Origin of the sequence: Rhizobium pisi, from assembly GCF_003938655.1 — a bacterium.
GTDB classification, from domain to species: domain Bacteria; phylum Pseudomonadota; class Alphaproteobacteria; order Rhizobiales; family Rhizobiaceae; genus Rhizobium; species Rhizobium pisi.
In genome coordinates, this window is sequence record NZ_RJJT01000014.1 from 148024 (window position 1) to 170124 (window position 22101).

A 22101-nucleotide genomic window follows, 5' to 3' on the forward strand; every position below is an offset into this window, starting at 1 on the left:
TGGGCCATTGCCGGGTGGACAAACGCGGGGAGAGAACGATTAAGTTGTTGGCGAATCGATATACGCATCATACGGTTGAGTAGTGCGAACAATGTCCAGTACGGGTTCGTCCGGCGATGCCATGGCTCGGCTCTTTACGTTTGGTTAACCATGTTGGCGGTTTATGTCAGATGAACGGCCTGCTGGTCGTTGATTCGAAGATCCCTCGCGTTTCGGCTTGCGAATGGATATCTGGAAAGACGATTGCGGCGGCTCGAAACATGCACTTGCGTAAGACGATATCGCTGGTGGCCGTGGCGGGCATGATGGCCGGCTGCACGTCGACAGGCGGTGTGCGCCAGCCTTCCGGGCCGGAGACCGTTGCGCCCGAAAAGGCGCTGGTCCTGCCGCCGCCAGGAGGCCCGTCGATCGTCAGCGTCGTCGAGCGCAAGAGCGGAAACGGCGTCGAGCAGAATATCTCGCTGTTTACCTCATCCTCCGTACCCGGCCAGAATTTCCTGAAGGTTCAGTTCTTCGGCGCATCCGGGGCCAATCCCGGCGTCGGCAATGCAGGCTTCAGCATGATCAACGAGAGCGGTATTGCCCGCGAAGTGGCCCGTTCGGCCCCGGGCGTCCCGATGGCGACATCCGCAACCTTCCTGCAGAACAGCTACGGCCCCTTCGGTTATGCCTCCGGCCGCAGCCAGGCCGGCGACACCTGCATCTATGCCTGGCAGCAGATCCGTTCGAGCGTCGCCGCCAATACCCAGGCGCGCAATTTCGGCATGATCCAGCTGCGCCTGCGTCTCTGCGACGCCAGGGCAAGCGAGCGCCAGCTGCTCGGCATCGTCTACGGCTACACCGTCACCGGCACTTTCGATGGCGAGATCTGGAATCCGTACGGCCATGCGCCGCCTGCCGACGCAGCGCTCGGACGCACCGGTCAGCCGATCTATCCCGACGAGGACGGTTATCGCGCCAGCCCGATGCCGATCGGCTATGAACCGGCGCCCGCCCTTGTCAGCCGGCCGCGAGCCGCTCCCGTTCGCAGTAGCTCGGCCGTGCAGCCGGCTCAGGGCGTCGCGCCGCTGCCGGCACCCGTCGGCCCGCGCGTGCCGCTGCCCGGCGAGACGCCGCAGACCAACGCAAAGCCGGATGCGGCAGCCGTGCCGGGCGATCAATCGGTAAGGGCGATCGGCGCCGCCGTGCCGTCGCCGGACTGCATAGGCGACGCGGCCATGACGGCCGCCTGCCGGAAATGATGAGCATGCCCGGAGCGCCGGATGGTGTCCCGGTTGAGCAATTTCGAAGGAACGTCGATGCGCAAAGCCCGCAGTGTCATCATATGGGCCGTGGTTTCGCTCTGCATGATCGTGTTGATCACCTTGCCGGTCAACCTCCAGACCCAGCTCATCACCAGCATCACGGTCGTGACGGTGATGGCGCTTATCAAGATTATGAAAGGCGAGGGGACGTGGCGCCTGGTGGCGCTCGCTTTCGGTACGTCGATCGTGCTGCGCTATGTCTACTGGCGCACCACCAATACGCTGCCGCCGCTGAACCAGCCGGAAAACTTCATCCCGGGCCTGCTGCTTTATCTCGCTGAAATGTATAGCGTTGCGATGCTGGCACTCAGCCTCTTCATCGTTGCCACACCGCTGCCGTCGCGGCCCTCGCGGGCGGCCAAGAATGAGCGCTTCCCGCATGTCGACGTCTTCGTGCCATCCTACAACGAGGATGCCGGTCTTCTTGGAAACACGCTGGCCGCCGCGAAGGCGATGGATTATCCGGCCGACAAGCTGCATGTCTGGCTGCTCGATGACGGCGGCACTTTGCAGAAGCGCAATTCCGGCAAGCTGCTCGAGGCCCAGGCCGCTGCCGCCCGCCATATCGAGCTGAAACAGCTCTGCGAGGATCTCGACGTCACCTATCTCACGCGCGACCGCAACGAGCACGCCAAGGCCGGTAATCTCAACAACGGCATGAAACATTCGACCGGTGAACTCATCGCCGTCTTCGATGCGGACCACGCGCCGGCCCGCGATTTCCTGCTGGAGACAGTCGGTTACTTCGACGACGATCCGAAGCTCTTCCTCGTCCAGACCCCGCATTTCTTCATCAATCCCGATCCGCTGGAGCGCAACCTGCGGACCTTCGACAAAATGCCGAGCGAGAACGAGATGTTCTACGGCATCATCCAGCGTGGCCTCGATAAATGGAACGCCGCTTTTTTCTGCGGTTCGGCCGCGGTTCTGAGCCGCAGGGCGCTCGAATCCCAGAATGGCTTTTCCGGCATAAGCATCACCGAGGATTGCGAGACGGCGCTGGCGCTCCATGGCAGCGGCTGGAACAGCATCTATGTCGACAAGCCGCTGATCGCTGGTTTGCAGCCGGCGACCTTCGCGAGCTTCATCGGCCAGCGCAGCCGCTGGGCGCAGGGTATGATGCAGATTCTGCGCTTCCGCTTCCCGCTTCTGAAGCGCGGGCTGACGATCCCGCAGCGCTTCTGCTACATGTCCTCCACGCTTTTCTGGCTCTTCCCGTTCCCGCGAACGATCTTTCTTTTCGCGCCGCTCTTCTACTTGTTCTTCGATCTGGAAATCTTCACCGCCTCCGGCGGCGAATTCCTTGCCTATACGCTTGCCTACATGCTCGTGAACCTGATGATGCAGAACTACCTCTACGGGTCGTTCCGGTGGCCGTGGATTTCCGAGCTCTACGAATATGTCCAGACTGTGCATCTGCTGCCGGCCGTCGTCTCCGTCATGCTCAATCCGAGAAAGCCGACCTTCAAGGTCACGGCCAAGGACGAATCGATTGCCGTCAGCCGCCTGTCGGAAATCAGCCGTCCGTTCTTCGTCATCTTCGCGGTGCAGATCGTCGCGCTCATCATCACCATCTACAGGATCTATGCCGAGCCCTATAAGGCCGACGTCACGCTCGTCGTCGGCGGATGGAACCTCATCAACCTGATCATGGCCGGCTGCGCGCTCGGCGTCGTGTCGGAGCGCGGCGAGCGCGCCTTGTCCCGCCGCGTCCGCGTCAACCGGCGCTGCGAATTCGGTGCCAACGGCAAGTGGTACGCGGCCTCGATCGAGGATGTCTCCGTCCACGGCGCAAGGCTTCACGTCTTCAACAAGAACCTCGACGAGCTGATGATCGGCGCACCAGGCGAGATCCGATTCCAGCCCTATAGCGGTGCGGATATGGAAACCCTGCCGCTCATTGTCCGCAACATCGAGCCATCAGGCGACATCACCAATCTCGGCTGTCAATACGTGCCGAAAAGCGCGCTCGACCATCGCCTGATCGCCGACCTGATGTTCGCCAATTCCGACCAGTGGACCCAGTTCCAGACGTCGCGCCGCCGCAATCCCGGGCTCATCCGCGGCACCATATGGTTCCTCGGCCTGTCGTTCTATCAGACCAGCCGCGGCCTCGTTTACTTCTTCCGTAGTATGCGGCCGGAGCGGGAAGCGCAGCAGCAGGCGGCAAAGGTCAACGCCGGATGAGAACGATCGTCGCTGCTTCGCTTCTCCTGCTGAATACTTCCGTCTTCGTCCAGGCGCAGACGGCGCCCTTCGACATGTCCGGCGAGCGGCCGCCCGGCGCGCCCGTTACCCCGAGATTGACGCCGGCCGCCCCGCCTGCCGCCACCGCGCCGGCTCCCGTCACGCCTCCCGTTTCGGTGACACCCGCGCCTGCAGCTCCGGCTGCTCCCGCTCCCGCCGCCATTCCCACGCCTCCGCCGATCGCCGCGCAACCACAGACGGCAGTGCCGGCGCCCCAGCCTGCCGCGGCGGCGAATGTTGCTGCGCGCCCGAGCAGCGGCGATGTCCGTCGTTATGTGTTGCCCTTTTCGAAACTCAGTCTCAGCGGCGAATACGACCGGCGTTCGTGGTCCGTTTATCTGACGCCGGAGCAGGCGGCGGCCAAGGCGAGCTTTACCTTCGCTTACCAGAATTCGATCGTCGTTGCGCCTGAGGCATCGGCGCTGACCGTCTATCTCAACAATCGCCCGATCGGCCAGCAGCGCGTCGGTTCGCCGGATGGCCCATCCGCCATCACGTTCGAAGTTCCCTCCGGCCTGCTACAGCCGGGCGCCAACCTTGTCACCTTTGAAGCCGATCAGCGCCACCGCACCGATTGCAGCATTCAATCCACCTACGAACTGTGGTCGAACATCGATCCGGCCGGAACCTATCTGCGTTTCGCCGGTATCGATGCCGCCCAGCAGTCAAGTGCGGATGCCATCCGCGCCATCGGTGTCGATGGCGCCGGCAAGACCGAGTTTGACATCGTTGTTCCGGCGCTGGAACAGCCCGGAACCACCAAGCCGCTGCTGCGGCTTGCGCAGGGCCTGTCGGTGCTGAGCAGCATGCCGAACCAGATTTTCGCCTTCGGCACCGATTCGCTTCCGGCCGCCGGGCCGGGCAAGCTCAGCGTGCTCGTCGGTACCGCTGCGGAATTGCGGCCGCTTTTCCCCGGCCTGCCGCCCGGCGCCGAAAGCGCGGCTCTGGCCGCTTTCGTCACCGATCCGCGCAGCGGTTCGCCGGTGCTTCTGATCAGCGGTCCCTCCTGGCAGGCGGTCTCCTCGGCGATCGATACCCTCGTCTCGCCGACGGACAGGTCCTCGGACATCCGCCGCGACGCGCTGACCACCGAGCGTTGGAGCGCGCCGAATGCGCCGCTCGTCTTTTCCGATACGAACATCACCCTGTCGCAGCTCGGCGTGAAGACCACTGAATTTTCGGGTCGGCGGTTCCGCACCGGTTTCAACGTCGCCGTTCCGGCCGATTTCTATGCCAATGCCTATGGCGAAGCGAAGGTGCTGCTCGACGCCGCCTATACCGATAACGTGCTGCCCGGCAGCCACATCGATATCTACGTCAACGACAACATTGCCTCCACCGTGCCGATCACCACGACCACGGGCGGCATTCTCCGCCATCTGCCGATCCGCGTGACGATGCGGCACTTCAAGCCCGGTCTCAATTCGGTGGCGATCGAGGCGATTCTGATGACCAAGGACGATGCGGCTTGCGCGCCAGGCGCGACCGGCGGGGCCAATCCGCGCTTTGCCCTGTTCGATACCTCCGAGCTGCACATTCCCGATTTTGCCCGCGTCGGCCAGCGGCCGAATCTGGCTGCGATGGCCGGCACAGCCTATCCCTATGGCCGGGACACGGAGCCGACGCCGCTTTTCATCGACCGCGTCGATGCCGACACGCTTTCGGCCGCCGCCACCCTGCTCGGTCAGATGGCGATCATGGCCGGCCATCCCATCCCCATCGAGACCGTCGCCTCGCCGAATACGATCGGCGATCGTGACGCAATCTTCATCGGCTCGATCTCGCAGATGCCGGCAACCGCGCTGACGCAGGCCAATATCTCCACGGCCAGCCAGGCATCGTGGCGTCCCGTCGTCGACACGCAAACCGGGGTCGTCGATACCGGCACGGCCTTCGAACACTGGAATTCCAAGGTCAGCGGCGGCATATTGCGAAGCCGGATCACCGCCTTCCGGGAATGGCTTTGGCGCAATTTCGACATTTCCCGCAGTTCTTTGCAATTCATCCCCGGCGCTGAAGAGATTTTCACGCCGTCCAATGCGGCCACGCTTCTGGTCGCGCAAGGCTCCAGCCCTGCGGGAGGCGGCTCATGGACCCTCGTGACGGCGCCGTCGGCGAAGGATTTGCGCGAAGGGCTCGAGGTCGTGACCGGGCAATTGAACTGGCAGCAGATCGCGGGCCACATTACCACCTATTCGAGCAAGACAGACAAGATCGAGACAGTGCCCGTCACCCGCTTCGATTTCGTGCCTTCCGTCCCGTGGTCGATCGGCAATTACCGCCTGATCGCCGCCAACTGGCTGTCGTCGAATATCCTTTCCTACGCTTTCCTGCTCGTCGTCTTCCTACTGCTGATCGGCCTCACCACGTCGCGCATGCTGAAAAGACTGGGCCGGTCGAAGTGAGGAGGTGGCGCGCGCTTCTGCTTGCGGCAACAGTCGCGCTTGCCCCCGTGGGCACGCCTGCCATCGCGCAGCAGGCGATGATCAATGCTGGCGCATGGTCCGCCTATAAGGCGAAATTTCTCGATGCAACCGGCCGCATCATCGATAACGGCAATGGCAATATCAGCCACAGCGAAGGGCAGGGCTATGGCTTGCTTCTCGCTTATCTCGCAGCGAGCCCTGCCGATTTCGAGCAGATCTGGTATTTCACCCGCACCGAGCTGCTGCTGCGCGACGATGGTCTGGCCGTGTGGAAATGGGATCCGAACGTCAAGCCGCACGTCACCGACACCAACAATGCCTCCGATGGCGACATGCTGATCGCCTATGCGCTGGCGCTTGCCGGTACGGCGTGGAAACGCGAGGACTATATTTTCGCCGCCTCCCGCATGGCACAGGCGCTGCTTGCCAAAACGGTGGTCCGTTCGGAGGGCCGAACCCTGCTGATGCCGGGGACCGACGGCTTTGCCGCTGCCGACCGCGACGACGGCCCCGTCGTCAACCCGTCCTACTGGGTTTACGAGGCTATCCCCGTGATGGCCGCACTCGCGCCCTCGGATGAGTGGAAGACATTGGCGGAAGACGGCGTGGCGCTGTTGAGCACCATGCAGTTCGGCCCGCGCAGACTTCCCGCCGAATGGGTGAGCCTGCACGGCAAGCCGCAGCCGGCGAAGGGCTTCGACGCCGAATTCGCCTATAACGCCATCCGCATCCCGCTCTATCTCGTCCGCGGCGGCATCGCCGACAAGGCGATGCTCAACCGCTTGCTGCAGGGGATGTCGCAGGACGGCGTCCTCGCTACCATCGATCTGACCACCGGCCGGCCGAAGACTTTGCTGTCGGATCCTGGTTATAGAATTGTTAACGATGTTGTGGCCTGTGTAGTCGACGGGACCAAGCTACCGGTCTCTGCCCTGCAATTTGCGCCCACGCTCTATTATCCGTCCACGCTTCAGCTGCTGGGGCTGGCCTATATCGGGGAGAAGCATCCGGAGTGCCTGTGAAGTCTTCTCTCGTGGCGATTTCAGCGGCAGTCGTGGTGGCGACCCTCGTCACCGGGCTGAAGGACCGCGCCGCCTTGCAAGAGCGGTTCGGTCTTGGGTCCGGCGCCAAGCCGGCGCCGGAACTGATGATGATGGGCCGCATCAAGCCGACGGACACTCCTGCCGCCAATCCCGAGTTCAATGTGCAGACTGTCGCCGACAGGATCGAGGCGATCACCTCATCGCCGCCGTCGGGGCAGGTTACCGCGGAACCGAAGGCCGCCGCGCCGCAGCCCGAGGCCCCGCAACCGGTCGCGCCGCAGACGGTCGCCCAGCCAGCGCCGGTCACCCCGCCCATCGTTACCGAGCCGCCGGCGCCGCAGCAGGCCGCAGCACAGCCGCAGCCTGCCGTCGATGAAAGTGCGCTTCGTTATTTCGCGAGCCGCGGCGACAAGGTGCGCCTGCAGGTCGAAATCTCCCGCCTTCAGGCGCTCTACCCGAACTGGGTTCCGCCGGCCGATCCGCTCGCCGTGCCGCAGAACGGCGACAAGCAGCTCGAAGCCATGTGGCGGCTTTATTCCGATAGCCGTTATGCGGAGCTGCGTAAGGCGATCGCCGACCGCCAGGCAACGGATGCCGGATGGCAGCCGCCGGCCGATCTGCTCGACCGGCTTGACGTCGCCGAGGCTCGCGCGCGTCTCGTCAACGCTTCGGACCTCAAGCAATATGCGACCGTGGTCGATATCGCAGCCGCTACGCCGAGCCTGCTCACCTGCAGCGAGGTCGATGTTCTCTGGCGTGTCGCCGAAGCCTTCATCCAGACGGAGAGGACGCAGCGCGGCCAGGATGCTTACACTTATATCCTGAAGAACTGCACCAATCCCGCCGAGCGGCAGGCGACGGTCGAAAAGGCCTCGACACTGCTTGGCTACCAGCCGATGCGGGCGCTGCTCGCGTTGGAAAGGCCCGCCGCCGACGGAAGCAAGGAATTCGACGCGATCCGCGACAACCTTGCGCGGCGCTTCATGGCCGAAGGCAATGAAAACCCGAATCTCGCTATCGCGCCCGATTATATCGCCCGCGTCGAAAAACTTTCGGGGACTGAAGGGCTTGCCTCCGATGCGCTGCTGCTCGGCTGGTATCAGCTTCGCCGCAACAATGATGCCGATGCCGAAAAGTGGTTCCGCGCCGCCCGCGCCAAGGAGGATTCGGCGGCCGCTTCTCAGGGGCTGGCCCTGGCGCTGATTGCCCGCAAGGCGCCTCAGGAAGCCGAGGACGTGATGTTCCGCTGGCGGGCCGATTCAGACGATGCGACCGCTACTTATCTTGCCGCCACCGCCAACCTGATGGCGTTGCAGCCGCCGGCCGATCTGGCCGAAGACGTGCTGCACCGTATCGCTGCCGAAGTCATCGCCCGGAAATATGTGCCGACGGCCCAGCAGTTCGGTTGGTATGCTCGCTCCCTCAACCAGTTCCAGACCGCCACCCGCTGGTTCGAGACGGCGCTTGCCTGGAAACCCGACGACGAACCGTCCGCCTATGGCCTTGTCATCACCCGAGAGCAGTTGGGCGACCGCAAGGGCGTGCGCGAGATCCAGCAGGCCTGGGCTGGCAGGTCGGCCCGCATCACCAATCTCGAAGACACCTCGTCGCTGATGCTGAATGCCGTCACGCCGCCGGATAAGGGCGCGCTTGCTCCGCAGCAAGCGGCTCCCCAGCCATCGATGCAGCCGCAACAGCGTCCCGCCGCGGCTGAGCCGTCTCAGGTCGAGCGGCGTCCCGACGTGCAGCCGGGGGCGGAAGCAGCCGTTCGCCCACCGAGGCCCGTCATGCAGACGGTCACCGTCGAGCGTGGCCCGCGCCAGACGCGCGGCTGCTCGACGACGATCGATGCCGGGCAGCTTAGCCCGGCCGATGCGCTGTCACGCGGCTGGTGCCTGATGGATATCAATCGGCCGATGGAGGCAATCGCGGCCTTCGAGGCGGCACTGCAGAGTCCGGTCCGCAAGGATCGTGAGGATGCAGCCTATGGTCAGAGCCTCGCCTATCTGCGCGCCGGCCTTTCCAGCAACGCCGCTGTCGCAGCCACCAAGGCGCCTCAGAACCGCCAGCGCGCCGCCGAGCTGCAGGTGGCGATTCTCGCTGACCGCGCGCTTTCGGCCTTCGACGCCGGGCGTTACCGCGAAACCCTCATCTATCTCGATCAGCGCGCCCAGCTGCAGCAGGAACGCATCGACTTGATGGTGCTGCGTGGCTACAGCTATCTCAATCTCAAAATGTACGGCGATGCGAGCCGCATCTTCGAAGCCGCTGCCGCGACCGGCAGCCGCGATGCTGCCCGCGGTCTCGCGGACCTGCGTAACGTCACCCATCCCGACGTCAACGACTGACGTTGACGCCGCCGCTGCTCTCCGCTACTCGCCAGCGCGGAGGCCGCCCCGGCCTCATGCCCGCAAGGAGAAACCCGTGTCCGCTCTCCATGACATCCTCGACAGGTCTTATGATGCCTTCCTTTTTGACATGGACGGAACGCTGCTGAATTCCATCGCCGTCGTCGAACGTGTCTGGAGCGTATGGGCAAGACGCCACGGCTTCGAGCCGGAGGTTTTCCTGAAGACGATTCACGGCATTCGCGCTTCCGACGTCATCCGCGGCCTCGGCCTGCCCGGCGTCGATCCGGCCCATGAGGCAGACCTGTTGCTCGCCGAGGAGATGGAGGATGTCTCCGGCATCGTTGAAATCCCCGGCGCCGTCCGCTTCCTCGACGCCATCGCCGATGGCCGATGGGCGATCGTCACCTCGGCCCCGATCGAGCTCGCCAGGCGCCGCATGGCCGCTGCCGGCATCCCGATGCCGAAGGTCATCGTCAGCGGCGGGGAGGTCAAATCAGGCAAGCCGAGCCCCGAAGGATACCTGCTCGGCGCAAGCCGCCTCGGCGTCGATCCGTCAAGATGCCTGGTTTTCGAAGATGCCGTCGCCGGCATTCTCGCCGGAGAAGCTGCCGGCGCCGACGTCGCCGTCATCACCGAAACCCACACCACGCCCTTCGAAACGCCCCATTTTTCGATCGCCAACTACCAGGCATGGCAACCCCGCCAGACTGCCGAAGGGCGCTTGACGCTGGCAAGCGTTTGACCCTCAATGACAAGTCTCTCCTTTTTCTGGGAGACAGGCTTTTTCCGCTTGCATTGCACGCGCTGAAAAACTAAACGAAGCAAGCCGTTTCGGCAGGTCGGGGCGTAGCGCAGCCCGGTAGCGCACTTGACTGGGGGTCAAGGGGTCGCTGGTTCGAGTCCAGTCGCCCCGACCATTTAAAATAAATAATGCGATGAAATACTCCCCCAGAGTGTAGTCGTAAGAAAATCTCTTAGTTCTTTTTGGGACTCCCTTAGTGAGAGGAGGCAATACTTGTTGCTTTTTGTTAAGGTTATACCCAGTTGGTGGTTGAATATCCCAGGTTTGGATTGAAAATAATCCAAAACCTCTTCGCATTCTCGCGAATAGGTGTAGAATTAATAATATCCCTGTCACAGATAGCCTAGTGCGAGCGCATGGCCGATATCAAGCAGAATGTAACTTGCAGGCAGAGCCTCGCCAGCGCGTTCAAGGCTCTGTCGGATGAGGCTGTTAAAGCCGGCTGGTCGGAGGGCGATGTCGCCCTGGCGCTCGCTGAGCTCGCCGAGGAACGGGTGATCGAAATCACCGCCAAGGTGATCGCGGAAGGCTTCATTCATCCCCAGCGCATCGCCGCCGGCGGCGGCCGCAACGGCTAGCCGATCTATTCCAGCGATCCGCCCAGACCATCGAGCGCGCCTAGCAATGCTGGAGAGCGAGGCGATGATCGTGCCCGAGCTTAGAACGGGATATTGTCCGAAAGCAGCTCCATCTCCTCAAATATTCGACGGCATCCGAGGCGGTGGAAACGATCGGACTGCGGTCTGGTGAAGGACCCGGACAGGGGAGGGAAAGCGCTTTTCACTCACGTCCGCACGCGTTTGATTCCTGCTTCGAAACGCGGCCGCAACGCACGGGACAAAAAATTGTTCCACAGGAATTTGCGCCGTTGCTAAAATTAGGGCGCTCGCGCATAATGATTTTATCGTCGGTTGTGGAGGGCGTCCGACGATGCAGGCGGTGAATGCGTCTGCCCTCGGAGGGAGCTGCGGCGTGATGTTGCGATCGTCAATTCATCCCCATGATTTACCGCTGTTTTCGGAAGATCTCGACTTGCTTTCGCAGGTGCTCGATAAGGTCTGCGATGAACGCGGTCTGAGCAAGACGACGCCGGAAGCCGAGCGGATCGGCGCTGTTATCATCCAGCTCTACAGGCAAGGCGTAAAGGACGGCGGCAAACTTGCCGACCTTGCAAAGACCTATCTCTGACCCTCAGTTCTGCTTGATCGAGACACCGTTCTTGTCGATGCTCATCTCGACCCCTTGCGGCTTGCTTTCCTCGTGGAAGATGTAGGCGCCGAGGCCGATGACGGCGACGACAAGAATGCCGATAATGACGTAGAGACCATTGCTGCGGCTCAAGAGACTGCCCCCGATTTGTCATGGGACAGCGAAAACGTCCGACCGACGAATTGGTTCCGTCAGTCGTCGTTGGCGGCGTTGAGGTTTTCCGGCCGGATGCCGTCGTCGCTGGAGGTGCGTGCGCGTAGCCGGATGCCGGGACCGCCTTCGTCCTGATTGCCGCTGGACAGGAAGATGATGCCGTGCGCTTCGAGCGTGCTCCGCACATCAAACAGCGCGTGCGGCTCGCCCGTAAACTCCCCGCTTTCCAGCGCCGTCACGGTCTCCACAGGCAGGCCGCTTGCGGCGGCGAGCTCTTCGATACTCATTCCGATCATGGCGCGCGCGCCGCGTATTTGCGTTGCCGTTATCATGGTGGAAAATCTAGCGCATTTTCAGCGCTTCTCAAGTGGCTCAGCGGCTGATTGGCGAACTGACCGCTGCTGCATGCTTTCTTCAAACTTCCCGCAATTTCACGCCGAAGAGATCGTCATGCATGCGCTCGACCGCGATCCCCACTCCTCCCATGAGAGCGGCCCGGCTTCCAAAACGGCTGATCTCGATACGCGGCGGATAAGGCGTGCACCGTGGCAGGAAACGCCGGATGGCGTCTACGAGCTCTGATCTTGCGCCGATGCTGCCGCCGATGATCACCATTTCAGGATCGAGAGTTGCTCCGATGGCAGCAATGGCGACCGCCACCAGCCGCGCGGTCTCTTCGATCGCCGCCGCCGCACTTGTGTCTCCTGCATTGAACGCGGCAAAGAGATCGGCCACGGTGGATGCGTTCTGCCCGCCAAAACCAGTGTACCGGCGCAGCATCGCGACGCTGCCGACCGCGTACTCGAAAGTTCCAATCGTAAATCCGCCAGGGTCAAAAGCATCCCCGCCGATCGGAAGATAGGCGATTTCCCCGGCCGCGCCACGCGCGCCACGCAACAAGCCTCCGTTGGCGATGATGCCCATGCCGACACCGGTTCCGAGAGCAATGAACGCAAAATTGTCGGTGTCGACACCGTGTCCCCGCCATTTCTCCCCTTGCGCGGCCAGGTTGACGTCATTTTCAACGATCACGGGTATGCCCATTCTGTCGCTGAAGATTTGCCGCAGATCCATTGCGTCGATGCCGGGGATGTTCGGCGCGACATTGATATGTCCGGTCGTCGGATCGAGCACGCCGGGAGTGCCTAGAACGACGAGACGAAGCTTGTCAGCGGTCGTACCGGCGGCCAACGCGAGTTCGACGATCGTATCGCTGAACTGATTGACGAGATGCGTCCCGCCGCGGCGGTCGGTGGATACTTTGGTTTCGGCAATCACGTTCCCTAGCAGATCGCAGATAGCCGCAGCGATCTTGGTGCCCCCCAGATCGATGGAGACAGCCAGTCCCGCTCTTGCATTGATTTCATAAGTGATTGCATTCCGGCCGGGGCGACCGTCGGTCTGCCCGACAGGCTTCAGCCATCCGTCATCCTCAAGGTCGCGCACGACATCGGAAATCGTCTGTTTCGACAAGCCGGTTAGCTTGGCAATGTCGGCACGAGAGATCGATCCATTCGCCAAGACGGTTCGGATCACGGCATTGGTTGAAATTTTACGTGCGATGGGAGTCTGTGCGACGGGAGATGTCATTGCCATCCGGCTAGCTCGTTCCAATTAGTTCGGATCGCATACTTAATTGGGGCGATATGCAACCACAATTATCGCGACAAATGAGAATTCAATACATTGAAGCCAACAATTTGTCTACGTCATTGACAAATGAGAAGTCGCCTGTAGGCTGGGATGAACGTGCGATGCAATGCGCGATGAAATGAAGAGGGTCGAGGAGAAGTATGCGCCATCCATATCGTCTGGTTGACTGTGCATCCGTGAAGAGCGCTCGAAGAGGAACTGGCCTGGGCTTATCCGGTTATTTCCTCTTTCGCGTCCTGCCGTCTCTTTGACTTGGCTGCTGGGGATTTACGCATGATAAAGCCCGCCGCCGATGGACAGCTTTCAGCCCAAGAGCCCGTTTTACTGCCTGTCATGGCGCCACGCCTTCAGGCCGACGTTCATCCGGATGGCTACGCCGATCTTGCCCTGTGGGGCGCAGGCAGCCTGGGGCGTGTGAGATTTTCTGCGATCAGCGGCCCTTACACCTATGCCCCGAACCGGGTCGTCTCAAAGCATGGCGGGGTATTCGTCGCGCAGTCGCTGCCCATCATGTTGATCCGCGGAGTGGCCCTCCAGGGCATCTATCCCGCCCGCCGTTGCGCATGGTGGCATGAGCCGGATGGGGAGGGCGCGAGGGCGAAGGTCACTCGGAACCATCATCTGCGGACTTTCGAAATGGCCTGGGGCGTCCTCATTGTGGAGGCGTCGGGTTCGGATGTGCGGATTGCCGTCGGCGCCTCAAGAGATGAAGCCGAGAAGGCTCTCAGCCTGAGCAGCGAAGCCATTATCGCGGAAGCCGCTGAATATGTGGCGCGTTGCGACATGACGCCCGAGGCCGATCCGTTGATGCGCAGCATGGTCAGCCAGGGGATACATGCCGCCCTTTCCAGCATAAGGCGCGACGAAAGCGGCGCTTTCGCAGGCCTTGCCGCAGGACAGGCCTACAGTGCTCCCGCGCGGACCTATTACCGCGACGGTTACTGGACGATGCAGCCTCTGTTGACGCTCGCACCGGAGGCGGTGCGCGACGAGATCCGGATTCTCGCCAAGGGAGTGCAGCCTGACGGGGAAGCCCCCAGCGGCGTGATCTTGACGGGGCGGGCGCAGTCGCAAGCCTGGCAGTACTTTGTCGCAGACAGCAAGGCCAATCCCAAAAATCACAAACGGGCAGTTCCGGAGTACCACAACCGTCCGCAGGACTGGTGGAGCGACCACTTTGACAGCCCGCTTTTCCTCATTCTTTTCTTGGACGAATATTTCGGCGCAACCAAAGACTTTGCGGAGGTGGAGCGACACTGGCCGGTCGTGAAGGCGATCACGGATCGCTATTTCAGCCTCGCTGGCCCCGACAGCGTTCTGCCGGTTAAACCGCGCAACGACCGGGATTGGGCCGACAATGTCTACCGTGACGGTCTCGTCTCCTATGATCTGGGTCTTTTCGTCGGCGCCATGAACGCGGTGGCGAAGCTCGGCAAGGATCATGATCCTGTTCTTGCCGAACGCGCGCTCAAGACCGCAGATCTGGCCCGCCGGGAAATCGAGGCCAAGCTCCTTGTGCCGGCAACGGGAGGATATATCGACTACGGAACGCCTGGCGCCTTTGTCGAGGATCATCTGGTTCTCGACAGCCTGACCTTGTCGCGATTCGGCGCGATTTCGAAGCAGAGGGCCATCGGCCTGCTGAGAGCTTGTGAAACCAAACTGGAAACACGTAACAATCAACAGCAGCCCTATGGCAGTTGGGGTGTCATGTGCGCTTATCCGCCCTTCAAGCGGCAAAGCGATTTACGATCCAAGACCGCTTTTCCCTTCCGCTACCATAATGGCTCGGACTGGCCCTATTGGGATGGCGCCTATGCTGAAGAACGCCTTCGCCACGGACTTGGAGGCGCGCGCTACGCATTGACGCGCTGGTGGGAAACCTGCCTCGAAAACGGCTGGATCGGCGCGGTGGAATATTTCTCGCCGCCTTATGGGCGCGGCTCCCTGCTTCAGGGGTGGAGCGCAATGCCGGCGGCGGTCGTCTTAAAATATGGGCTGAACGCGGCAAATGCGGAGCCGGCGTCATGAGCATCACGGCGCCGTCGGTTCTAGGCAGATCCCCCATCGATCCGCATTGCAAAGGCCACGGCGCCATCCCGTTCGAGTTCCGAAAAGCCGAGGTGACGGTAGAAGCCCCTCGCGCCTTCGTTGTTTGGATCGACGCCGAGATGCACGGCTCCGACGCCGTGGTTTCGAAGCGCCTGAAGCTCAGTGTTGATCATCCTGCGTCCCCAACCGCTTGCCTGAAGGCCGGGAAGGATGTTGATATGAAGATGCGCGGGGTAGTCGTCTTGAAGCCACCGCGTACCGCTGCGCGGGCTATGGATCCGCTCGATCACGTCAGCATCGCGCGCACGGGCGGGCGCCAGGCCGGCGATCTGCTGGCGGACGAACGGCCACCAGTTTGCAGCCAGGTCTCTGTCGAACTGGTTGGTATCCGGCGCGCCGACGACATAGCCGACCGTGCGGCCGTCCTGAACGAGAACAAAGGCAAAGTCTCGGGCAAATTTGAGATAGGGCACCGACCAGATGTAACCGGGCAGGTGCGGGTCGCTGTAAAACGCGCTGGCATCCTTGCCGCCATTCGCGGTTTTGAGGCAGATTTCGAAAAGGGCCTCGCTGTCCGCGTCAGTCGCCGGGCGGATGAAGCAGTTGCTATCCATCACTTTGCCACCTCCTGTGTGGCGTTTTGTCATTTCAGGTTGCGAGGGAGGCTCATGCATTGACGATTACCTCAGATTCGCCGGCCCGGCAAAGCTCTGAGGAAAGAAAACGTTCAGCCGCTGTTTCGCGCAAGGACTGAACGGGGAGTGGAGAATAAATCAAGTGAGGTGGAACAAATGAACAGAAGTTTGAAATCGATCAACATACTGTCAACCCGGCAATTGAAAGCAGCTGTCGCGCTTGCTGGCGCGGCGCTCGTCAGCTTCAGCCTTTCAGCGGCTGCGCGCGCTGACGATCTGGCCGTTTGGGATGACCAGACCTATGAAGGTCAGAGCGCGGTCATTGAGCAGCTGAATAAGGAGTTCGAAGCGGCGCATTCTGGCGTCACGATCAAACGCACCGCCCGAACCTTTGATGACATGAAGCTGACGCTGAAGCTTGCGGTTTCGGCAGGCGACGGCCCAGTGATCACGAAAGTCAACCAGGGCGCCGGCGACATGGGCGCGATGGTCAAGGAAGGACTGCTCCTGCCGGTTGACGAGTACATCAAGAAATTCGCATGGGATAAGCGGCAGTCGGATTCCGTGCTTGCTCGAGATCGCTGGGAGGGTGCGAAATTCGGGGTCGGCAAGACCTACGGCATATCAGGCCTCGGCGAGATCGTCGGTCTCTACTACAACAAGAAGATCCTCGACGACGCTGGGGTAGCGCTGCCGAAGACCTTCGAGGAGCTTTTGGCCGATCTTGATAAGCTGAAGGAAAAAGGCGTTGCGCCCTTCATGATGGGCTCGGCAAAGCAGCATCTGGCTCTGCACATGATCGGCGCGATCGATCAGGCGCATATCGACGCGGGCAATCGCGCCGAACTTGACGATCTGATCTACGGCAGGGGCGGCTCCTGGAATACCAAGGGAAATATCGAATCCGCCAAGCTCGTTCAGCAATGGGCAAAGGGCGGCTATTTCTTCCCCGGTTTCGAGGGCATCTCGGGTGACGACGCCGTGCAGCTCTTCATCTCAGGGCAGGGCGCGTTCCTGATCTCAGGGACCTGGTATTTCGGCGACATGCAACACAATCCGGATATCGGCTTCATGGCCATTCCTGCACCGAAAGGCATTTCCAAGCCCTTGAGTGTCGGCGGCGTCGATCTCGCCTGGGCGATAACGAGCCTTGCCAAAAGCAAGGCAACCCAGGACCTTGCCGGCGAATACGTCGACTATATGGTTTCGGAAAAGGCTGCTGAAACCTGGGCGGCTGCGGGCTATCTTCCGGCAACATCGCTGGCTGCGGACGCAAAGCCAAAGCTCACGCCGCTGCTCAGCTCCGGCATCGAAATGTGGAAGACGCTCAACGCCAACGACGCTCTCGGCCATTACCCCGATTGGTCGAGCCCGACGATGCTGAAGACGATCGACGATAACACGCCGCTTCTCTTGTCCGGCAAGATCACGCCAGAAGCCTTTGTCGACGCGATGGACAAGGATTATCAGGCCTACCTGAAGGGTCAGAAATAAATGGCGCGGACGCAGGCCACGGTCGTCCGCGCCCGTGGCCTGCGTCTCGTCGACCTCAGTTAAAAATCAGCGCCGCGATCTCAGGCTTGCGGCGCAACGACGATAGCTTTGGCTTCATGGAGTACCGGATGAAGCGCTCCCCACTTGATGGCTCCGAACATACCAGTTGGATCTATTTATTGCCTGGATTGCTGCTTTACGCGGCTTTTGTCTTCGGGCCGATTGTCGCGGCTTTGGGCTTGAGCCTGACCAGCTGGGACGGCCTCACCGTGCCCAAGTGGGTTGGCCTCGGCAATTATGTCGATCTCTTTTCCGATGATCGTTTTTATATTGCCTTGCGCAACAATGCCGAGCTGATGATTTTCTATTGTGTCCTGCCGCTCGTGCTCGGCATAGCCCTTGCTGCGTGCGTCTGGAATCTGAAGCAGCGCGAACAGCTTGCCCTGCGTACGTTCCTGTTCCTGCCTTATATCATGCCGACTGCCGTGTTGGGCATCATCTGGGCGTGGCTCTACAATCCCGCATTTGGCCCATTCAATCAGTTTCTGAGAGCGATAGGCTTGGGCGCGTTCGCACTCCCATGGCTGGGAGATTTCGACTTCGTTCTTCCCGCGGTCGGGATCGTTGCGACCTGGTACTTCTTCGGTTTTTGCATGGTCATTTTCCTGACCGGAATTCAGCGCATCGACCCATCGCTTTTCGATGCTGCCAAGGTCGACGGCGCTTCGGCGCGAAAGACCTTTTTCTGGATAACCCTGCCGCTTCTGATGCCTGAGATAAGGGTGGTTCTGCTCTTGACGGTCATCGCGTCGATCAAAAGCTTCGACCTGATATTCACGATGACCCGGGGCGGGCCTGCCAATGCGACGCTCGTGCCGAATATCTACATGTATCAGCTCGGCTTCGAACTCAATCGGTTCGGCGCCGCGGCGGCCATCGCCATTGTCGGCGCGCTCCTCACATTCGCAATCAACTATGCAATTCACCGGTTGGTGGGCTCGCAGAATAAAGGATAGGCTTGATGAGCCGTTCGTCTAACATCCCCGCCGCAGCGCTATCGTTTCGCATTATCCTCTGGCTTCTCGCTTTCGTAACGATCACACCGTTCCTGCTTCTGCTTCTGACGTCGATAAAGAGCAAGGCCGACGTTCTGAAGGGGGCGTTCGCCTTACCCGCATATCCACATTTCGAAAATTACGTCGATGCCTGGAACGCCGGGCATTTCAATATCTACTTCTGGAATTCGATCATCGTTGTCATACCCGTCGTTGCGGCAAGCGTCTTTCTGGGCCTGCTGACGGGCTTTGCCTTCGCCTATCTGTCATTCCCGCTCCGCCGCACGCTGTTTGGCATCCTGACAATCGGCATGATGGTGCCGGCCGAAGCCTTCATCATCCCGCTTTATTATGAGATGCGGTATCTCGGCTTGATCAATACCTATGCGGCTGTGATCGTGCCGCAGATCGCGATGTCGATACCATTCTCGACGATCTTCCTCGCCAGTGCGATGCAGCAATTGCCCGAAGAAATTCTCGAAGCGGCGGTCCTGGACGGCGCCGGGCGCTTCTATATTCTGCGCAAGATCGTCATCCCGCTCATGGTGCCGGCAATGTCGACGCTGGCGCTGTTCCTGTTCATATGGACCTGGAACGAGTTTCTCATTCCCTTCATTCTGGTCAACGACGACGCCTATCGGACGCTGCCCCTCGGCATGCTGTTTTTCCAGGGACGCTACACCGTCAATACGCCGGTTCTGACTGCCGGCGCGGTGATTGTCATTGCTCCGCTGATCCTGACGTATCTCGTTTTCCAGCGGCGGTTTATTGCCGGCTTGACGGCGGGAGCGACGAAATAGTCAGCCCCGAAAATCGATTCCGATTTTCGGGCCGATAGGCTAGGCGGCAAGACCTCACGCCGCTCCTTTGGGGCTTCGCTGGTGGCGCGCTTCCAGCGCCGCACAGCCCCAGACCGTGCCGAGCAGCAGGTAGACATGGCGCCAATGGTCGATGTCGATGACATTGCCGATCGCCGCATGGCCGAAAACGGAGATCCAGGCGATCATCAGGAAACGTTGCCAGGGCCGGTCCAGCAGCAGGTTGCGGAAGCCGATGGTGAGCGTCCAGAGCAGCATGCCGACATAGCTGACGAAGCCGAGCCAGCCATAGGTGGTGAGCGATTTCAGCCAGATATTGTGCTCGTCTTCGGGAAACATCGTGCCGAACACCAGCGGCCCGATGCCGAGCGGGCGCTCCATCATCATGGTGAAGCCGATCCGGTGGCGCTCGAAGCGGCCGAGATGCTCGCCGTCATACTGCTGTACCAGCTGGGCGCGCGCCGAAAACAGTCCGGCGACCTTCGGGATCTGCAGCGCCACCAGCAGCGAGGCGACCAGCATGATGATCGCGGCCAGCGACAGGATCAGGACCCGCAAGCGAAAGGCGCCGCTGCGCTCTTTCAGCAGCATGAGGAAGATCAATAGCACTCCGCCAAGGGCGAAGAGCCCCCAGGCGGCGCGCGAAAAGGAGAGGAAGATGCCGAGTGCAAGCACGAGCAGGGCGGCAGCCTTCAGGGGCGCTTTCTTCAGGTCGCCGACCAGAATGCCGTGGATAAGATAGAGCGAGGGCGGCACCAGGAACGGGCCGAAGACGTTCGGATCCTGGAAGGCGCCCTTGGCGCGGTCGTAGAGCGTGAAGACTTCGGAGCCCGGAAAGGCGTGGAAATAACCGAGTACGCCGAGCGCCGACGTGACGACGGCTGCGAAGGTCCAGGCGTTGAAGATCAGCGGCAGCCGCTTGTGGCTGTCCTCGATGATTGCCGCATAAAAGACCGCCGTCAGCGCCAGGAAGGTCGACACCGCGATATACATCGGTCCGGTCGCCAGATCCTTCATTTGCGTCAGCGACAGCATACCGCCGATATTGAAGGTGAGGAGCAGGGCAAGCAGCGGCGCCACGCCGCGCGAAATCTTGAGGCCGAGGATGAACCACAGGCCGACCAGCCCTGCCATCCAGAGTTCATAGGGTGCCGGTTCGTCGATGACGAAGCCGGAAAGAAAGACGCCGAAAGCGACGAAGGCCGAGCCGATCAGGCGCAGCGTCATCCGCTGCGGCTGGGCGACACGGGGATATGTCGCCTCGATCGCGCTCAATAGGCATTTTCCGTATTCAGCAGCCGGATGGGCGTCAGGAACAGGATCTTGAGGTCGAACCACAGCGACCAGTTTTCGATATAATAAAGGTCGTAGGCGGTGCGGAACTTGATCTTCTCGTCATTATCCACTTCACCGCGCCAGCCGTTGATCTGCGCCCAGCCGGTAACGCCGGGCTTGACGCGGTGTCGGGCGAAATAACCCTCGACGACATCGCCGAAGGCACGGTCGCGGGCCTGGGCGAGAACGGCATGCGGACGCGGACCGACGAGCGACAGATCGCCTCTTAGTACGTTGAAAAGCTGCGGCAGTTCGTCGATCGAGGTCTTGCGGATGAAGCGGCCGACGCGGGTGACGCGCGGATCGCCCTTGGTTACCGCGGCCTTGCCTGTAGGGTCGCCCATGTTGGTGTACATCGAGCGGAACTTGAAGACGTTGATGACTTCATTGTTGAAGCCGTGGCGCTTCTGCATGAAGAAAACAGGGCCTTCCGAGGTCGCCTTGATGGCGATCGCGGTCACCAGCATCAGCGGCCAGAGCAGCGAAAGCGCGATCACGGCGAAGAAGATGTCGAAGCCGCGCTTGGCGACGGAATCCCAGTCGCGGATCGGCTTCTTGAAGATGTCGAGCATCGGCACCGTGCCGACATGCGAATAGGCGCGCGGCCTGAAACGCAGCCGGTTGGCGTGCGCGGCAAGGCGAATATCGACCGGCAAAATCCAGAGTTTCTTCAGGAGATCGAAAATGCGCGCCTCGGCCGAAAGCGGCAGGGCGATGATCAGCATGTCGATGCGCGTCAGCCGCACGAATTCGACGAGTTCGGCTACGGTGCCGAGCTTCGGATAGCCGGCGACCATGATCGGCGAGCGCTTCTCACCGCGGTCGTCGAAGATGCCGCAGATGCGGATGTCGTTATCGGCCTGCTGTTCGAGGATGCGGATCAGGTCCTTGGCCGGCTCGCCACCGCCGACGATGACCGCGCGCCGCTCCATGATGCCATTGCGCGCCCAGTTACGGATGCCGTAAGCGACGAGGAAGCGCTCGGCCACGAGAAAGAGCGCGCCTGCGACGAACCATGGAATGTAGGCATCGAACATTGCCCATGTCCCCCCGCGGACCAGCGCGGACAGGCCGGCGGTCAGGACAAGCGCGATCGTCCAGGAAGCGAGGATGCGCGGCATCAGCCTGAGCTTGGCCCGAAGCGCGGGAATGGTGTAGGTGTCGGCAAGCTGCAGGGCGACGACGGTCAGGGCCGAGGCGATCGCCGCCATGCCGGCGCGCGCCAACAGCGAGTCGCTCCCGTCGCCGGGCCAGAAAATGTGGGCGATCAGGGCGATGACGAAGAGCGCCAGGAATTCCAGCAGCCGCAATTGCCCGATGATGATCGCAGGCGAATAGGGTCCGTCGCGGAATTGTTCGGCGATCTGCCGGGCATAAGGATTGATCTCTGTCGGCTCGGAAGGTTTCTCCTGAGCCGTGTCGCCGCGAACTTCGATGTCGGAAACCTGCCTGCGCAGCGCTTCCAAGTCGAATTGATCGCCTTTTTCCAACTTGTTCATGGGGTTTTGTCGCTCGTTGTCACAA

General features: G+C 61.3%; 18 protein-coding genes and 1 tRNA gene. 13 read left to right on the forward strand and 6 right to left on the reverse strand.

Going from position 1 to position 22101, the window contains the following annotated elements; translation table 11 throughout:
* Positions 1-260: 260 nt before the first annotated feature.
* The 9 genes from bcsN (at position 261) to EFD55_RS20800 (ending at position 11361) form a co-directional block, all read left to right on the forward strand.
* A complete protein-coding gene (gene bcsN / locus EFD55_RS20760) occupies positions 261-1241 on the forward strand; it encodes a cellulose biosynthesis protein BcsN (RefSeq protein WP_125846915.1) in 981 nt (326 codons plus the stop codon).
* A 57-nt stretch (positions 1242-1298) separates the two neighbouring features.
* Positions 1299-3491 (forward strand): UDP-forming cellulose synthase catalytic subunit, encoded by a 2193-nt coding sequence (bcsA, locus tag EFD55_RS20765; RefSeq protein WP_125846916.1) that lies wholly within the window; start codon positions 1299-1301, stop codon positions 3489-3491.
* Complete coding sequence (locus EFD55_RS20770; RefSeq protein ID WP_125846917.1) at positions 3488-5956, forward strand: cellulose biosynthesis cyclic di-GMP-binding regulatory protein BcsB; 2469 nt, start codon at positions 3488-3490, stop codon at positions 5954-5956. The genes bcsA and EFD55_RS20770 overlap by 4 nt, the downstream gene beginning before the upstream one ends.
* On the forward strand, positions 5953-6999 hold the full coding sequence (locus tag EFD55_RS20775; RefSeq protein ID WP_125846918.1) for a family 8 glycosyl hydrolase: 1047 nt from the start codon (positions 5953-5955) through the stop codon (positions 6997-6999). The genes EFD55_RS20770 and EFD55_RS20775 overlap by 4 nt, the downstream gene beginning before the upstream one ends.
* A complete protein-coding gene (locus tag EFD55_RS20780; protein ID WP_125846919.1) occupies positions 6996-9368 on the forward strand; it encodes a cellulose synthase in 2373 nt (790 codons plus the stop codon). Before EFD55_RS20775 ends, EFD55_RS20780 begins: the two co-directional genes overlap by 4 nt.
* 76 nt (positions 9369-9444) lie before the next feature.
* Positions 9445-10113, forward strand: a complete 669-nt coding sequence (locus EFD55_RS20785; RefSeq protein ID WP_125846920.1) for an HAD family hydrolase — start codon at positions 9445-9447, stop codon at positions 10111-10113.
* A gap of 98 nt (positions 10114-10211) precedes the next feature.
* Positions 10212-10288: transfer RNA gene (locus EFD55_RS20790), tRNA-Pro, on the forward strand.
* Positions 10289-10529: 241 nt separating this feature from the next.
* The gene (locus EFD55_RS20795; RefSeq protein ID WP_125846921.1) at positions 10530-10751 is read left to right on the forward strand and encodes a hypothetical protein; all 222 of its coding nucleotides are present in this window, start codon (positions 10530-10532) and stop codon (positions 10749-10751) included.
* Positions 10752-11148: 397 nt separating this feature from the next.
* Positions 11149-11361, forward strand: coding sequence for a hypothetical protein (locus EFD55_RS20800; RefSeq protein ID WP_125846922.1), 213 nt, complete (start codon positions 11149-11151; stop codon positions 11359-11361).
* 3 nt (positions 11362-11364) lie between these two features.
* On the opposite strand, the gene EFD55_RS33250 is transcribed toward EFD55_RS20800, so the two are convergent.
* The 3 genes from EFD55_RS33250 to EFD55_RS20810 all read right to left on the reverse strand — a co-directional run bounded on the left by EFD55_RS33250 (position 11365) and on the right by EFD55_RS20810 (position 13131).
* Entirely contained in the window at positions 11365-11514 is a 150-nt protein-coding gene (locus EFD55_RS33250; RefSeq protein ID WP_165504854.1) for a hypothetical protein, read from the reverse strand.
* 59 nt (positions 11515-11573) lie between these two features.
* On the reverse strand, positions 11574-11867 hold the full coding sequence (locus EFD55_RS20805; RefSeq protein WP_125846923.1) for a helix-turn-helix domain-containing protein: 294 nt from the start codon (positions 11865-11867) through the stop codon (positions 11574-11576).
* A gap of 82 nt (positions 11868-11949) precedes the next feature.
* Positions 11950-13131 carry an ROK family transcriptional regulator gene (locus tag EFD55_RS20810; protein WP_125846924.1) on the reverse strand — a complete coding sequence of 394 codons (1182 nt, stop codon included), beginning with the start codon at positions 13129-13131 and terminating at the stop codon, positions 11950-11952.
* 330 nt (positions 13132-13461) lie between these two features.
* Between EFD55_RS20810 and EFD55_RS20815 the strand changes: the two genes are divergently transcribed.
* Positions 13462-15219: a glucosidase family protein gene (locus tag EFD55_RS20815; protein WP_125846925.1), complete on the forward strand. Its 1758-nt coding sequence runs from the start codon at positions 13462-13464 to the stop codon at positions 15217-15219.
* 20 nt (positions 15220-15239) lie between these two features.
* On the opposite strand, the gene EFD55_RS20820 is transcribed toward EFD55_RS20815, so the two are convergent.
* The gene (locus EFD55_RS20820; protein ID WP_125846941.1) at positions 15240-15854 is read right to left on the reverse strand and encodes a GNAT family N-acetyltransferase; all 615 of its coding nucleotides are present in this window, start codon (positions 15852-15854) and stop codon (positions 15240-15242) included.
* 177 nt (positions 15855-16031) lie between these two features.
* On the opposite strand from EFD55_RS20820, the gene EFD55_RS20825 reads away from it, so the two are divergent.
* From EFD55_RS20825 to EFD55_RS20835, 3 genes are all read left to right on the forward strand, one after another.
* Positions 16032-17369, forward strand: a complete 1338-nt coding sequence (locus EFD55_RS20825; protein WP_125846926.1) for an extracellular solute-binding protein — start codon at positions 16032-16034, stop codon at positions 17367-17369.
* Positions 17370-17497: 128 nt separating this feature from the next.
* Complete coding sequence (locus tag EFD55_RS20830) at positions 17498-18385, forward strand: carbohydrate ABC transporter permease (protein WP_125846942.1); 888 nt, start codon at positions 17498-17500, stop codon at positions 18383-18385.
* A 5-nt stretch (positions 18386-18390) separates the two neighbouring features.
* Entirely contained in the window at positions 18391-19224 is an 834-nt protein-coding gene (locus tag EFD55_RS20835) for a carbohydrate ABC transporter permease (RefSeq protein WP_125846927.1), read from the forward strand.
* A gap of 54 nt (positions 19225-19278) precedes the next feature.
* Here the strand turns inward: EFD55_RS20835 and EFD55_RS20840 are convergent, their stop codons facing one another.
* The gene (locus tag EFD55_RS20840; protein ID WP_125846928.1) at positions 19279-20517 is read right to left on the reverse strand and encodes an O-antigen ligase family protein; all 1239 of its coding nucleotides are present in this window, start codon (positions 20515-20517) and stop codon (positions 19279-19281) included.
* Complete coding sequence (locus EFD55_RS20845; protein ID WP_125846929.1) at positions 20514-22076, reverse strand: undecaprenyl-phosphate glucose phosphotransferase; 1563 nt, start codon at positions 22074-22076, stop codon at positions 20514-20516. The genes EFD55_RS20840 and EFD55_RS20845 overlap by 4 nt, the downstream gene beginning before the upstream one ends.
* Between the last annotated feature and the right edge of the window lie 25 nt (positions 22077-22101).

What these genes read in the sequence shown, in the direction of transcription:
- EFD55_RS20825 (WP_125846926.1), top strand. Translation starts at nt 16,032, where the DNA reads ATGAACAGAAGTTTGAAATCGATCAACATACTGTCAACCCGGCAATTG.
- EFD55_RS20805 (WP_125846923.1), bottom strand. Translation starts at nt 11,867, where the DNA reads ATGATAACGGCAACGCAAATACGCGGCGCGCGCGCCATGATCGGAATG.
- EFD55_RS20835 (WP_125846927.1), top strand. Translation starts at nt 18,391, where the DNA reads ATGAGCCGTTCGTCTAACATCCCCGCCGCAGCGCTATCGTTTCGCATT.
- EFD55_RS20800 (WP_125846922.1), top strand. Translation starts at nt 11,149, where the DNA reads ATGTTGCGATCGTCAATTCATCCCCATGATTTACCGCTGTTTTCGGAA.
- EFD55_RS20820 (WP_125846941.1), bottom strand. Translation starts at nt 15,854, where the DNA reads ATGGATAGCAACTGCTTCATCCGCCCGGCGACTGACGCGGACAGCGAG.
- EFD55_RS20810 (WP_125846924.1), bottom strand. Translation starts at nt 13,131, where the DNA reads ATGGCAATGACATCTCCCGTCGCACAGACTCCCATCGCACGTAAAATT.
- EFD55_RS20795 (WP_125846921.1), top strand. Translation starts at nt 10,530, where the DNA reads ATGGCCGATATCAAGCAGAATGTAACTTGCAGGCAGAGCCTCGCCAGC.
- EFD55_RS20815 (WP_125846925.1), top strand. Translation starts at nt 13,462, where the DNA reads ATGATAAAGCCCGCCGCCGATGGACAGCTTTCAGCCCAAGAGCCCGTT.
- EFD55_RS20845 (WP_125846929.1), bottom strand. Translation starts at nt 22,076, where the DNA reads ATGAACAAGTTGGAAAAAGGCGATCAATTCGACTTGGAAGCGCTGCGC.
- EFD55_RS20770 (WP_125846917.1), top strand. Translation starts at nt 3,488, where the DNA reads ATGAGAACGATCGTCGCTGCTTCGCTTCTCCTGCTGAATACTTCCGTC.
- bcsA (WP_125846916.1), top strand. Translation starts at nt 1,299, where the DNA reads ATGCGCAAAGCCCGCAGTGTCATCATATGGGCCGTGGTTTCGCTCTGC.
- EFD55_RS20830 (WP_125846942.1), top strand. Translation starts at nt 17,498, where the DNA reads ATGAAGCGCTCCCCACTTGATGGCTCCGAACATACCAGTTGGATCTAT.
- bcsN (WP_125846915.1), top strand. Translation starts at nt 261, where the DNA reads ATGCACTTGCGTAAGACGATATCGCTGGTGGCCGTGGCGGGCATGATG.